The 13,967-nt window shown below is 45.6% G+C and carries 11 protein-coding genes; 6 read left to right on the top strand and 5 right to left on the bottom strand.

Annotated features, from left to right (window positions below):
• Positions 1-90: 90 nt before the first annotated feature.
• Genes GVN20_RS07730 through GVN20_RS07720 form a run of 3 tightly spaced genes read right to left on the bottom strand, consistent with a single transcriptional unit; the run spans position 91 to position 5,111 of the window.
• A complete protein-coding gene (locus GVN20_RS07730) occupies positions 91-1,497 on the bottom strand; it encodes a TolC family protein (protein ID WP_166557762.1) in 1,407 nt (468 codons plus the stop codon).
• A 33-nt stretch (positions 1,498-1,530) separates the two neighbouring features.
• A complete protein-coding gene (locus GVN20_RS07725; protein ID WP_166557761.1) occupies positions 1,531-2,898 on the bottom strand; it encodes an HlyD family secretion protein in 1,368 nt (455 codons plus the stop codon).
• A gap of 26 nt (positions 2,899-2,924) precedes the next feature.
• Positions 2,925-5,111, bottom strand: a complete 2,187-nt coding sequence (locus tag GVN20_RS07720) for a peptidase domain-containing ABC transporter (RefSeq protein WP_166557760.1) — start codon at positions 5,109-5,111, stop codon at positions 2,925-2,927.
• A gap of 176 nt (positions 5,112-5,287) precedes the next feature.
• On the opposite strand from GVN20_RS07720, the gene GVN20_RS07715 reads away from it, so the two are divergent.
• From GVN20_RS07715 to trmD, 6 genes are all read left to right on the top strand, one after another.
• Positions 5,288-6,031 carry a hypothetical protein gene (locus GVN20_RS07715; RefSeq protein WP_166557759.1) on the top strand — a complete coding sequence of 248 codons (744 nt, stop codon included), beginning with the start codon at positions 5,288-5,290 and terminating at the stop codon, positions 6,029-6,031.
• Between the two features lie 67 nt (positions 6,032-6,098).
• On the top strand, positions 6,099-7,799 hold the full coding sequence (locus GVN20_RS07710) for a S8 family serine peptidase (RefSeq protein WP_166557758.1): 1,701 nt from the start codon (positions 6,099-6,101) through the stop codon (positions 7,797-7,799).
• 16 nt (positions 7,800-7,815) lie between these two features.
• Positions 7,816-8,517 (top strand): DsbA family oxidoreductase, encoded by a 702-nt coding sequence (locus GVN20_RS07705; RefSeq protein WP_166557757.1) that lies wholly within the window; start codon positions 7,816-7,818, stop codon positions 8,515-8,517.
• A gap of 113 nt (positions 8,518-8,630) precedes the next feature.
• Positions 8,631-9,155, top strand: coding sequence for a 30S ribosomal protein S16 (locus GVN20_RS07700; RefSeq protein ID WP_114461141.1), 525 nt, complete (start codon positions 8,631-8,633; stop codon positions 9,153-9,155).
• A 70-nt stretch (positions 9,156-9,225) separates the two neighbouring features.
• Positions 9,226-9,795 carry a ribosome maturation factor RimM gene (gene rimM, locus GVN20_RS07695; protein ID WP_166557756.1) on the top strand — a complete coding sequence of 190 codons (570 nt, stop codon included), beginning with the start codon at positions 9,226-9,228 and terminating at the stop codon, positions 9,793-9,795.
• A gap of 2 nt (positions 9,796-9,797) precedes the next feature.
• Positions 9,798-10,472: a tRNA (guanosine(37)-N1)-methyltransferase TrmD gene (trmD, locus tag GVN20_RS07690; protein ID WP_114065334.1), complete on the top strand. Its 675-nt coding sequence runs from the start codon at positions 9,798-9,800 to the stop codon at positions 10,470-10,472.
• 33 nt (positions 10,473-10,505) lie between these two features.
• Here the strand turns inward: trmD and GVN20_RS07685 are convergent, their stop codons facing one another.
• Both GVN20_RS07685 and GVN20_RS07680 read right to left on the bottom strand, forming a co-directional pair.
• The gene (locus tag GVN20_RS07685; protein WP_166557755.1) at positions 10,506-11,990 is read right to left on the bottom strand and encodes an NAD(P)H-hydrate dehydratase; all 1,485 of its coding nucleotides are present in this window, start codon (positions 11,988-11,990) and stop codon (positions 10,506-10,508) included.
• A 10-nt stretch (positions 11,991-12,000) separates the two neighbouring features.
• Positions 12,001-13,938 (bottom strand): nucleoside-diphosphate sugar epimerase/dehydratase, encoded by a 1,938-nt coding sequence (locus GVN20_RS07680; RefSeq protein ID WP_166557754.1) that lies wholly within the window; start codon positions 13,936-13,938, stop codon positions 12,001-12,003.
• Positions 13,939-13,967 lie beyond the last annotated feature (29 nt).

Here is a 13,967-nt window from a genome sequence, read left to right as displayed (position 1 = left end):
ACGGAAAAATGGATAGAAGTCCAATATTAAAAATAAAACCCCTTTTACCCTTACACTTCTCCCTTATTTATTATTCATTTCCCTTATCTCTTATTCAAATGTTCCTGCGGCAAACAACAGCGTGGCTTTGGCTTTTTCGTACTTTGCTTTCATGGATTCAAGTTTGACTTTTAGTTCGTTAAGCTTGGATTCGCGTTGGTTTACCAAAAACAACTGGCTCTCTCCAATGCTGAAGCGTTGTTCTTCGGCTCGCAGCACTTGCGCTTGTCGTTGCACCGCGATTTGTTGCTGGATAATTTGCCCTTCCAAATTCTTTACGTCATTGTAAGCGGCCTGAACTTCGTTGTTGATTTCTCGACGCAACTGCTGGATTTCCAGCGTGTTTTGGAACTGTTTTACGCGGATAGTCTCAAGTTTTCCTCGCTCTTTCCGAAATAGCAAAGGCAATGAAAAATCGACATTTATTTTATAGAAAGAAGGAAAAGCCCCCGCATCGGGAATTTTGGAACCTGTAATAAAACGGTGGGCGTAATTGAGAGAAGATAAGCCAATGTCAAAGCGGGGTTTGAGCATTTCGCGGCCGAGGCGTTCGTCAACGTTGAGTTGCTGTGCCTTTAAATCTAGTTTTTGAATTTCTGGGTGGCGAAGGCGGGCGGTTTCGAGTAGATTGGCGAGGTTTGTGGCATCAATCACTTGGCCTGCGCTTAACTGCGGTACGGCTATTTCGGGCAATTCTAGGGGGGAGCCGTTTGTGTCCCAAAGGTGGTTTGAAAGCTTGAGGCGGGCATTTTGAAGTTCAACCGTGGCTTGTTCAAACATCACACGTCGGTCGAGTAGGGTTACTTGGGCATCGGCGGTATCAATGGCTGGCAGGTCGCCTTGCATTACACGTTTGCTTACGAGCTGGTAGCGTTGTGCTGCCAGCTCATAAAACTCTTTGATTAGTAACTGGTTACGATAAGTAAAATACCATTCCCAATATTCCTTTGCCGCGGTAAGGATTAATTTGTTAATCATTTTGACGCGCTCAGCTTCGGCGATATTCTGAAAAATACGCGCATTTTGGAGCGTTGCACGACGTTCGTCAATGACAAACCGTTGCAAGATGGGTACGTTTATCCCCAAGTAACTGACCCCGTCGAGCGGGGTACGGATATCGGTTCCGAGCACATCTCCCACGTTTCGTTCAAAACCCGCCTTGACATCCATGCCGCCCCAGTAGAGGGGCACTTTTAGCTGGTTGTCCCAAAAGTTGAAATAGGCTTTATTTTCAAAATATTTACGGTCAAAATTAATGTCCAATTTAGGATCAAACCCTCCTTTTGCCATCAACAACTCGGCCTTTGCCTGCCCCGAGAGGGAGTTAGCTTGGCGCAACACAGGGTGGTTTTTTAGGACTAAATCGTAAAAATCGCGGTAGGAAAAAACCTTGGCCGTGTCGGTTTGCGCCCACACAGCGGTATTCATTACGATTAGCAGAATGATTGTTTTTTTCATAAACCTCTGTTTGTTTGTTCACTTAAGAACTAACTATTTTTTCGCTTCTTTTTCGCCTTCTTCGGGTAATATATCAGCCAGATAATCAGGCGGGAAGCCATTAAGCTGACGCCATATTTCCCACCAAATAGGCACATCTTGAAGCATGACAAAACCGTTTACGCCCGAACCGATGCGGAGTTGTTCGGGCCATTTTTCGTTTTCGTTTCCTCGCTGATTGGTTTTGATTAATAAACGGTATTGGCCGTTTTTGCTGTTTACCCGGTCAACAACCGCCACAGACCCACCAAAAGTACCGACTGAAGTGCCAGGCCAACCCGAAAATTGCAATGCCGGCCAACCGTCAAACTCTAAGCGTACGTGGCGGCCGGGGGCAATCAATGATAAATCCATAGCTTTGACGTACAGTTCTACCGCCAATTCAGGTTGCCGAGGTTGGAGAGTCACAATCGACTCGCCTTCTTTGATGGTTTCGCCGATTCCCGCTTTGAGGGTCTTGATGACGTAGCCGTCTTGGGGTGAACGAACCACGTATTGGTCGCGCCGGATGCGGATATTTTCATATTTATTTTGAAGTTTTGAAAGCTCCGACTCTCCCTCAGCCACACTCGAAAGAGCTGTACTGCGGTCAGAAAATGCCTTAGCAATGTCTTTGCGGTAATCGGCTTCTACCGAGCTCAACTCAATGCGGGCGTTGATCAACTCATTGCGGGAAATACTAAGTTTTTGGGTTTGCGCCACCACTTTGGCTTGGTCTTCCTGTAGCTTGAGGCGACGGGTTTCGAGGTCAACCAACGAAATTGTACCTTCCTTGTACATTACCTCTGCCCGGTCGAGGCGCTCTTTGGCAATTTGAAAATTGCGATTAATGGCCACCATGTCGGCGCTGTCGCTGCGAACCTTCATTTGAGATTGGATAACTTTGTTGCGGGCCTTTTCTAAACTAAACTGTAATCCTTGGCGCAGGGCAGCAATTTGATTGTCAGTGGCTTCTATTTTGGCTTTATATGCGGCTATGCCGTCGGTTTTTGCCTGAATTTGTTCTTGGGTACGTACCAGAACCTGCGGGTCAAAATAGTCATCTTTTACTTCTGTGATGACCAAAATAGTATCTCCTTTCTTGACGTAATCGCCCTCCCGAACATTCCAGCGGGCTATTTGTCCAGCTACAGCATTTTGTACATTTTGAGGTCGGTCCTGAGGGGTGAGGGCCGTTACGTAGCCTTTTCCGTTGATGTTTTGTTGCCACGGCAAAAACATTACCAACAGCAAGGCAATGACAATGCCCAAAATCCATCGGTAAACGATTCGGGCCGTTTTGGGCGAATGGAGGGTATTGAGTGAATTTACTTCTTTTTCTATGGCGGGTATATTGACCCGTTGCTTTGATAAGTTCAGCATCGTGTTCTGTTTATAAATCAAACCACTTATTTTTCCGGTAAAGAGAGGTGTTTGAGTACACTTTTGTAAGGGCCTTCGGCAATAATTTCTCCTTCGTTCATGACGATGACCCGGTCGCAAGCACCCATAAACTCAGGCTCGTTTGACAATACCAACAATGTCCAATTATTGGAGGAATCGGTCAGTAAATCAATGATACGGAGGCGTTCATTGCGCTCAATTTCCCGGAGAGCGTCGGTATAAAGCATTAGTTTTGGTTGAGTTAGCAAACAACGAGCCAAGGCAATTTTGGTGACAAAACTAAGGGAAAAGCGCCGCCCCCCCGAAATAATGGGAGTACTGAGTCCTTCTGGAAGGGATGAAATTTCATCGGTCAAATTCAATTTGTCGAGTACTTCCTGCAATTGTTCAAGCGTAATTCCTCCTCGGCCCATGGTAAGGTTTTCGAGGATGGTTCCGTCAAAAATTTCCTGATTAGGAAAGTTCATACTTACGTGGGTTCGGAGCAGATTCATGTCCAAATCACGCAAGGATATGCCATTGTACATCACACTACCTTCGTAGCTGCTTAGGATTCCAGAAAGTACTTTGAGCAGAGTATGCTTGCCAGAACCATTTTGTCCAGTGATGCAAATTCGCTCCCCGGCTTTGACATCCAGATTGATATTTTTTAGCGCTGCTTTGGCCGCACCAGCGTAGGTGTAACTCAAATTGTGGGCTTTCAGTGCCATTTCTTCCTTGGGCGTTTTGAAGGTAAGGCCGCCGTCTTTTTCGAGAGGGAGGTCGCTTACGTAGCCGAGTTTATCCACCGCTGTCAACAAATCAAAGACCACGTCAATGCTTAAAAAGAGCTTTTCGACCGCTCCCGTCAATAACACTATCACGATTTCGGAGGCAACAAACTGTCCAAGTGAAATTTGACGGTTAACCAACAGGTAGGTTCCTAACACCAACAAACCTCCGATGACCAAGACCTTGAAAATCAGCGCGTAATAATAAAAACCTTGGAGGATTTTGAAGTGTTTGGTCCGGTAAGTGAGGTAGTTGGTTACCAACCCGTCCATTCGTTGAATGGGTAGATTGGTGGCGCCTGCTGTCTTGAACGAAAACAGTGTCCCAGCCATTCCTTCCAGCCAAGCCACTACGCGGTATTTATATTTGGATTCTTTGATGCTGGTTTCCATTCCTTTACGGCCATTGAGGCGAACGATGGTAAAGAAGACGAAAATAACAAAGAAGCTGAAAGCGATAAAGAAAGGGTGATAAAATGACAGTAACAATAGTCCGAATACAATTTGAAGAACTGCACCCGTGAGGTCAATCAAAAATTTGGGCAGGGCCTTCTGAACCGTCAGTACGTCGAAAAAACGGTTCATTAATTCCGTCGGGTTATCCTGTGAGAGCCCTTCAGAATTAAGGCGAGGAACACGGTAGGTAAATTCAAAAGCCGCTTTGGCAAAGATGCGCATTTGGAGGGTTTCTACCAGCGTTACCTGAATGATTTGCATGATACCGCTGCCTATCAACCCTAACACCACCAAACCCATCAGTACATATACCGAACTAAAAATGGAGCCACTGGAAACCAGACTGAAAATGGCCTGTACGCCCAACGGCAAGATGAGGCTGATAAGCCCGACTACAACTGCGTAAAAATAAATATAGCCAATGTCTTTGCGTTCGTTTCGAAGCAGGCGCGTGAGGCGCTGGAGTGGTGATAAATCTTCCTTTTCTGCTTGTCGCAGTGAGCTGTCGTCGCTGACCAACGGCTGCATGGGAAAGGTTGTAATGTAAACTACTTGTCCATTTTTGCTAGGGTCGGGGTGATTCTTGAACAGGAGCGGGTCTTTACAGCTTATTTGTTCAGAAGGCTCGTAGGTAATCACTGGCGACCAGGCTATTTTTTGGCCTTGGAAATCGCTCCCGCCAATGATTGGGGTGAGTCCAATGTTTAGTTGTTCAAAATAGAGAACTGGATACGCCGAGCTGTTGATTAATTCGTCAAATTGGTCAACTGGGCAACTGTTGACGATGATGGTTAAATCATTTAAACGCGCCGAGTTGCTTAGTGCTTCAATAAAACGGTCAATGTCTTTGGCGGTATAGGTATTGGACTGTTCCACTAAGTCTACTTTGGCTTTTTGAGCCACCACGGGTTGGCCAGTGGCTAAAACCAATTGCTCAACTATTTGCTTAATGTATTGTGAATTCATGGTACGAGTGGGTAGTGAAAAAAATAGGCATTCGCTATAATTGATTTTAACATTTATCGATTATCCAGTATGCTGTTGAACTAAAAAGCATAAAGAGGTTATATTTGTTCCGATTTTTTTCAATTCTAATTTAATTCTAATTTTAGGCTTTTAGTTAGGCAATAATAACCCATTTTATGTATTTTTTGTCATGTTTTACATTTTATAAGTCCAATATTGTGCTACTGAAATACGCAGGTCGCTATTTTATGTTATTTGTGTTACTAGGAGGATGTATGCGGCAGAAATGTGATGACTGCCTGAATCAACCTGCGGGTTCGGCGTTTTTTCCAACTGAAGTGGGCCGTTTTGTAGAATACAACGTCAGAGAAGAAGCATATACACTCGACGGCAGCGTGGCCGTTCGGCAGTACCAATTGAAAGAAGTCGTGGCCGAACGTTATACCGACCCAACAGGGAAAGCCACTTATCGAATCGCCCGTTTTCGTCGCAGTGCCGAGGGGCAACGCTGGCAAGCTGATTCTACGATTACGTTGCGGTTGTTGACCGACCATGCCGTGCGCAACGAAAACGGCAAAGACTACGTAAAAATGTTGTTTCCCCCCGCAGAAATGAACGTATGGAACGGCAATCTTTATAACAATGCGGGGGAAGATAATTACGAACTGAAAAACGTTAATAAACCTTACACATCAGGAACAACAACGTTTGACCAGACGGCTACGGTTATCCAACAAAATGATTCGACGCTGGTAAATCAGGACAAACGCGTTGAAGTATACGCGGCCGAGGTTGGATTGGTATATCGTGAACGAATTCAACTACAATTTTGCTCATCCTCGCCAGCCTGTGTGGGAAAAGCAAAAATCGACTTTGGCACCCGGCAATATTTTCGGTTTAAAACCGCAGGCAAAGAATAAAACAAAAGAACGGTTTTGTACGTAATGATATAAAGATTTTTCATCCAAATGGTAATCAGGAACAGCTATGAATTTCAGTTTACAACGCAGCAAGGGTGGATTGGGTGAGTATGCGCCACCAAGGGCCCTTTTTTATGGGTTATTAATGGCTGCTTACCTGCTGATGTCGGGGGCGCAGGCGCAGCAGGCCAAGTACCTCGTATTATTGAAAGACAAAATAGGGACAACGTTTACGGTCACCAAACCCGAAGCGTTTTTGAGTCAACGCTCCATCGAACGGCGTCAACGGCAGAATATCCCCGTTAGCACCCGCGATTTACCCGTAAGTGCTTCTTACGTAGCTCAAATTCGGCAAACAGGTGCCAAAATATGGTATACCTCGCGTTGGTTGAATGCAGTACTGGTCGAGGCCACTGCCGCGCAGATTACAGCTATTCGTGCCTTGCCTTTTGTGAGTGGCTTGGAGTTTGGGAGGGCGCTGAAAAATGCCCGTCTGTCGGCGGAAAATCAAACCACAACCACCCATCAAAAATTTGGACAAGAAAGCCTGGATTATGGTTCTTCCCAAAATCAAATAGAAATGTTGGGCGCCCACAACATGCACGACCAAGGGTACAGTGGTGCTGGAATGTTGGTGGCAATTCTGGATGGTGGCTTTAGAAATTCAAATACCAATCCTGCTCTGAAGCCAATTTTTGACGATAAAAGGGTAGTGGCTACTTACGACTTTGTTGCCAAAGAAACGAGTGTTTACGAGGATGATTCGCACGGTAACAATGTATTTAGTATCATGGCGAGCTATTTGCCTGGGTCATTGATTGGGCCTGCTTACAGTGCGTCGTATGTGTTGCTACGCTCAGAAGATGCGGGCTCAGAATCTCATCTTGAAGAAGCTAATTGGCTTTTTGCGGCCGAATACGCCGATAGCTTAGGGGTAGATGTGATTAATACGTCGTTGGGCTATACCGAATTTGATAACCCCGCCGATAATTATACCTATGCCGATATGAATGGTCGTAATGCGCTCGTAACGAGAGCCGCCGATTGGGCCGCTGGCGCTGGCATGGTGGTAGTGGCATCGGCGGGCAATGAGGGCAGCAGCCCTTGGAAATACATAGGCGCTCCCTCCGACGGTGATTCTGTGTTGGCAATTGGGGCCGTTAACAGTTTAAAAGGCTTGGCGGCTTTTAGTTCATTGGGGCCATCGGCCGATGGACGCGTTAAGCCTGATGTCAGTGCCCGTGGACAAGCCACGACGCTCTCAAACCAGAACGGAACCGTCACAACGGGCAACGGTACTTCGTATTCTGCGCCGCTGATTGCGGGGTTAGTCACGGCTTTTTGGCAATCGCAACCGTATCTAACGGCCATGCAAGTGGTAGATTGTATTCGCCGGGCGGGAGATCGTTTCGGTGCTCCGACACCCCAATTTGGATACGGCATACCTACTTTTGAAAGCGCAGTTCGGGTAGCCAAAGAAAGATACCCTGTCACTGCTATTGCGGATTGGATAAAGCCCGTTGATGCTCATATTTATCCCAATCCGTTGGGAGCTTCGTCTGAAGTAAACATTTATTGGGGGGGGCTGTATGCGGGGAAAAACGTATCGGTTCAACTGCTAGATGCAGCGGGCCGGGTGGTGTATCAACAGTCGGTTTTGGCAAATGAGGCCACGTCCAAAATGACTTTTCCGCCGTTGGCCAATGGCGTCTATTTCCTAAAAATGAACGATAATCAACGTGAGAGGGTTTTGAAGGTAATTAAATAAACACAAAAATTGCCGAATGAAACCGCATCTTAAAATAGACATTGTATCTGATGTAGTATGTCCTTGGTGCTATATTGGAAAGCGTCGCCTCGAAAAAGCCATTGAGCAACTGAAAGACGACTATACTTTTGAACTTCGTTATTTACCCTTTCAACTTTCGCCCGATACCCCTGCCGAAGGCGAAAATACCAAAGAGCGTTTGGTTGCTAAGTTTGGTAGCGAAGACCGTTACAATCAAATTATTCAACAGGTTTCGGGCGTGGCAGCGGCTGAAGGCTTGCGTTTTGACTTGGAAAATCAAACGGTATCGCCCAACACCCAAACGTTGCACCGTTTGATTGGCTACGCCCAACAACAAGGCAAACAATTGGAAATGGTCGAGACACTTTTTAAGGCTTATTTTGAAGATAGGGTAGATTTGACCCAGACCGAAACCGTCGTACAACTTGCTACAGGGATTGGCTTGGATGCCGAAAAAGTGCGTGAGGTATTGGTAGGCAACGTTGGGGCCGAAGAACTTGATAAGCAATTGTATCAAAATCGATTGATGGGGGTAAGTGGAGTGCCGTATTACATCATCAACGATAAATATGCCGTTTCGGGGGCGCAGCCTACCGAACTGTTTTTGGAAGCCTTGCCCGAAATCGCCCTAAAAGCGCCGATTCAAGCCCCAGTTGCTGCTGGCGAAGCCTGTGATATTGAGACAGGTGTGTGCTGATTTTTCTGATTTTATGGGAAGTGCCTATTTTATTTTTTATAAAAAAACCGTACTTTTGCGCCACGTTTCATCCGAAGGACGTGATCCTTCATAAGTAAACCAATGCAAATACCATGGTAAGAATTCGTTTAGCGCGTCGTGGACGCAAAAAAGCAGCTATGTATGATATCGTTGTAGCTGATGCTAAAGCACCACGTGATGGTCGCTTTATTGAGAAATTGGGTACATACAATCCAATCTCGAATCCAACTAAGATTGTTTTGAACGTGGACAAAGCGGTAAAATGGCTCCTTAACGGTGCTCAGCCTACTGACACAACCCGTTCTATTCTGAGCCACGAAGGTGTATTGATGCGTAAACACTTGCAAGTAGGTGTAATCAAAGGCGCCATTACCCAGGAAGTAGCTGACGAACGTTTCGAAGCTTGGAAACAAGAGAAGCTTGGAAGAGTTGAAGCCAAAAAAGACGGCTTAGACAAAAAACAAGCGGTTACAAAATCAGCTCAATTGGAAGCTGAACGTAAAGTAAATGAAGCTCGCGCTGCTGCTATTGCTAAGAAAAACGTAGTGGAAGAAGCTCCTGCTGCAGAACCTGCCGCTGAAGAAGCTGCTGCCCCTGCCGAAGAAGCTGCTGAATAATTGTGAAAGCTTTCATAAATGGTATGAGCCTCTTTTGATAGGTTCATACCATTTTTTTTAATACGAAATTATGCAGTACAACGATTGTTTTCAATTAGGACACATCACCCGTACCCACGGCACGCGCGGTGAGGTCGTCATTTTTCTGGATGTTGATTTTCCAGAAGATTATGAGGAACTAGATTCGGTGTTTGTAGAAATAAAAGGGCAGCTTGTTCCTTATTTTATCAAAAATATCAACGTTCAGAAGGGCAGTAAGGCCATTGTCAAATTTGAGGATATTAACTCCATCGAAGCCGCTACGCCGTTGATTAACTGTGCGTTGTTTCTTCCCGAAGAAAACTTGGATGAGTTGGACGGAAGCCAATTCTATTACCACGAAATCATTGGATTTAAAGTAGTGGATGAAAAATTGGGCGCGCTTGGCACCGTTACGACGGTATATACGATGTCAACGCAAGATTTGATTGCGATGAGTTACAACGGAAACGAAGTACTGATTCCCGTCAATGATGACATTGTTTTGAGAGTGGATCGTGAACAAAAAATCCTGCATGTGGTGTTGCCCGAAGGATTGTTGGAAGTATACACCGAAGAAACCACCACGCCCGAAGACGGACAGGAAGACGAACAAGAATAATTATGCGCATTGATATCATCACTTGTTTGCCGCGTTTGTTGGATAGCTTTTTTGCTCATTCTATCTTAAAACGCGCCCAAGACGCCAACCACGCACAGGTACACGTACACGATCTGCGCGATTATTCCACCAACAAACAGCGTCAGGTGGATGATTATGCCTTTGGTGGGGGGGCAGGCATGGTGTTGATGATTGAACCCATTGCCAAATGTATTCGTCAATTACAGGCAGAGCGCACGTACGATGAAGTGATTTATATGACTCCCGACGGGGAACGTTATGAGCAAAAAATGGCCAATCGGCTGTCGATGACCGAGAATCTTATCATTTTATGTGGGCACTACAAAGGCGTTGATGAGCGCCTTCGTGAACACTTTATTACCAAAGAAATCAGCATTGGTGATTATGTATTGTCGGGCGGAGAGCTTGCCGCTTGCGTGGTTGCTGATTCCATCATTCGGCTTATTCCGGGGGTATTAAATGACGAAACATCGGCCTTAACGGATTCATTTCAGGATAACTTACTAGCCCCACCCGTATACACCCGCCCTGCCGAATTTGAGGGTTGGAAAGTCCCTGACATTCTTCTTTCGGGTCATGAGGCCAAAATTTCAGATTGGCGTTTTCAGCAATCTCTGGAACGCACCCGTACCCGTCGGCCTGATTTATTAGATTGAACTTTTAGCAGGGGTTGAATCTCATTTTCTTCGTTACCATCCCATCTCATTAATAATATCAGACGCAATAAGCGCTGGTTGCGTACATTTTTGGGCGGCGCGGTCGCCAGCATTACCGTGCTGAAATACGCCGAAAATAGCCGCATCGGCGGGAGGCATTCCTTGAGCGAGTAAGCCCGTAATAATTCCCGTCAAAACATCCCCGCTGCCACCCGTTGCCATGCCTGGGTTGCCCGTCGAATTAAAATGAACGCTTCCATCGGGCAATGCTATTGCAGTGTGAGCGCCTTTCAGACAGACGATGAGTTGATATTTTTGGGCAAATGCACGCAACAAGACTAGTTTTTCAAAATCATCTTTCCATTGATTATTCAATAACCTTTGAAACTCCTTGGGATGTGGGGTTAAAATGGAGTTTTTGGGTACCAATTGCAGTAAATCTGGATGTTTACTGAGCAAATTAAGGGCATCGGCATCCAAAACAATGGGTGAAGCAAGCGAGCTTAAAAGTCCCTGTAACATCAAGAGGGTTTGTGGGTCCTGACCCAACCCTGGGCCAATTCCGATGGCGGAATAGGGTTCAATGTCAGGAACGGTTGTATTGACCATCCAATGCCAGTCAGGAAGCACCATGGCTTCGGGGAAGCTTGTTTGAAGAATGTCGTAGCCACAACGCGGCGCCTGTACCGTAAGGAGTCCAGCCCCCGAGCGGAGACAGGCCTTGGCTGACAAAACAATCGAGCCCATTTTGCCGTAACTGCCGCCAATCAACAAAGCGTGTCCAAAAGAACCTTTGTGCGAATACTTTTTACGGCCTTTAATAAGGGGCGAGAGGGTGGCTGCCGTGGTGTAAAAATAAGGGGTTGGCGTTTGGGCCTCGTAACTTTCCGAAAGGCCAATCGAAACAAGATGCCATTCTCCAACGTACTCGGCGCATTGAGGCTGAAAAAAAGCCAATTTTGGGCACTGAAAAGCAATTGTGTAGGCAGGCTTGATGATGACGTCTGAGGAGTCATTGGGAGTATCGGCAAAAAGGCCACTGGCGATGTCGACCGAAATAGTCATTGCCTCCGAACCATTTACTTGCTGAATAACTTTGGCGATGAGCCCCGTGGCGGGCCGGGAGAGGCCCGAACCCAGCAGCGCATCAATGACAAAAGAGTTGGGGGAAAATGTTGGAATTTCTGCCTCTTGTTCAATCCATTGAATGGAGGTTTGTGGATGCAGTCGTTGCAGATTTTGGGCAAAATCGGGTGTGCCCTTTTCGGTATGTTTTACAATGTAGACCTTAACAGGGTAACATTTTTGAATCAATATTCGGGCGATGGCCAAACCGTCTCCTCCATTATTGCCCATTCCACAGATGATATTTACCAGGCATTGATCATCAAAGTGGGCACAAAACCACTTCACAAACGCAACGGAGGCGCGCTCCATTAAATCAATGGAATGAATGGGCTCATGGGTAATGGTAAATGCATCCCATGCACGTATTTGATTTACGGAAAAGACTTTCATTGGTTGCTGATTAACTGAGTTCTAATCCATCCAATTCTTCGTACATCGAGTTGTTGCTGATGAATTCTGGCACAATCGTTTTTAAGTGCGTAACCATCAGGGCTTTGTCGCCTTCTCTGAGCGCTTTTCGTAGGTCTTGAAGTGTGGCAGTAATTTCGGTAAAAGGGGAAGAATATACCTTTGCAATCTGAATTTTTGGGTGGTATGTGGCAACGGTGCGCTCTTTGTCGCTCAGTAGCTCTTCGTAAAGTTTCTCTCCAGGCCGTAGGCCAGTATACGTAATTTGGATGTCTTTCTCCAGACGTAAACCAGAGAGTTTAATCATTTTTTGGGCTAAATCGGCAATTCTAACGGGTTCGCCCATGTCAAATACGAAAATTTCGCCGCCCTTCCCCATGCTTCCTGCTTCCAACACCAACTGACAGGCTTCGGGGATGGTCATAAAATAGCGAATAACGTCGGGATGGGTGACGGTAATCGGCCCGCCAGCCTGAATTTGTTTCTGAAACAGCGGAACCACCGAACCGTTGGAGCCGAGTACATTTCCAAAGCGAGTGGTGATAAAACGGGTACTGGTGGGGAAACGATTGTTGAGACTTTGAACGTACAATTCGGCCAAACGTTTGGTTGCGCCCATCACATTGGTGGGGTTGACCGCTTTGTCGGTCGAAATCATAACAAATTTATTGACGCCCGTTTCGACGGCCAAATCTGCCAAAATTTTTGTTCCGAAAACGTTTACTTTAATCGCCTCGTAGGGGTGGTCTTCCATCAGCGGAACGTGCTTGTAAGCGGCCGCGTGAAAAACAAAATTAGGATGGTACTGACTGAAAATATGCCGCATCCGGATTTCATCCGTTGCATCTGCTACTTGTAAAATAACCCTTGTTCCGTCGCCTAAATATTTTTTGAATTGTTGCTTTAATTCATTATCCAAATCATAAAGCCCCGATTCGGATTGGTCGAGTAAAATGAGAGTTTTGGGCTGAAAACGAATCAGTTGACGAATGATTTCACTCCCGATAGAACCCGCCGCGCCCGTCACCAACGCCACTCTTCCGGCCAGTTGGCGGCTTATGTTTTGATTATCAATCTGAATGGGGTCACGTTCGAGCAAATCCTCGATACGGATATTACGGATTTCTTCCGTTTTTAGTTGATAGTCACCCAGTTTATCGTAAATAGAGGGGGCTACTTTGACGATGATGTCCTGCTTTAAAAAACGCTCAATGATTTGGTTTTTACGCTGTGGTTTAATGTCGTTGATGGCCAAAATTACTTCAATATCTTCTGGATTATGGCCCTCGATGAACTGATGGACAGCGTCTGATTCGGAATAAACTACTACTCCTTCAAGTGATTTAAAACTTAATGACGGATTATCATCAATAAAACCAAGGATATTATATTTTTTGTGGCGGTTGCGAAGCAGGGTGTTTTTGATTAAAATTCCTAGTTCTCCCGCACCATAAATTAGAACGTTAACTTTTTCTCCAGGAGCGTTGACAATCAGTGTTTTATAAATATTTTTTACCAATAAACGACTCGCAATCATCAAAAACAATGAGATGAAATACTCAATGCTAAGGATGGAAATTGGAATGTAAAAAAGGTTGTTGTCGGTAGTACGAGACAAGGCCACCGAGATAATCATGGTCAGCAGACTGCTTGTCGTAATGGCCTTAAAAATCAGGGAGGTATCGGCAATGCTGGTGTGGCGAACAATGCCAGTATACGACCGAAAATAGAAGAAAAAAATGATTCTGGTGGCCAGCAGAACCAACAGGTAATATTTATAGAGCGACCAGTTTACGGCCGAGATTTCGAGGTTGAATCGGAGGGTACAGGCAATAAAAAAAGCGACAATAACGACTGCTATATCAATGGCTAATATCAAATGTCGTGATACGAAGCGGGTAGAATATTTAGTCAGTAAATGCTCAATCATTGGATGTAAAACTGCAATTTTACTTGAAA

Source organism: Runella sp. CRIBMP (assembly GCF_009905605.1).
Taxonomy (GTDB): Bacteria; Bacteroidota; Bacteroidia; order Cytophagales; family Spirosomataceae; genus Runella.
Note: the sequence above shows the minus strand (reverse complement) of the source record. Positions and strands in the feature narration are given on the sequence as shown.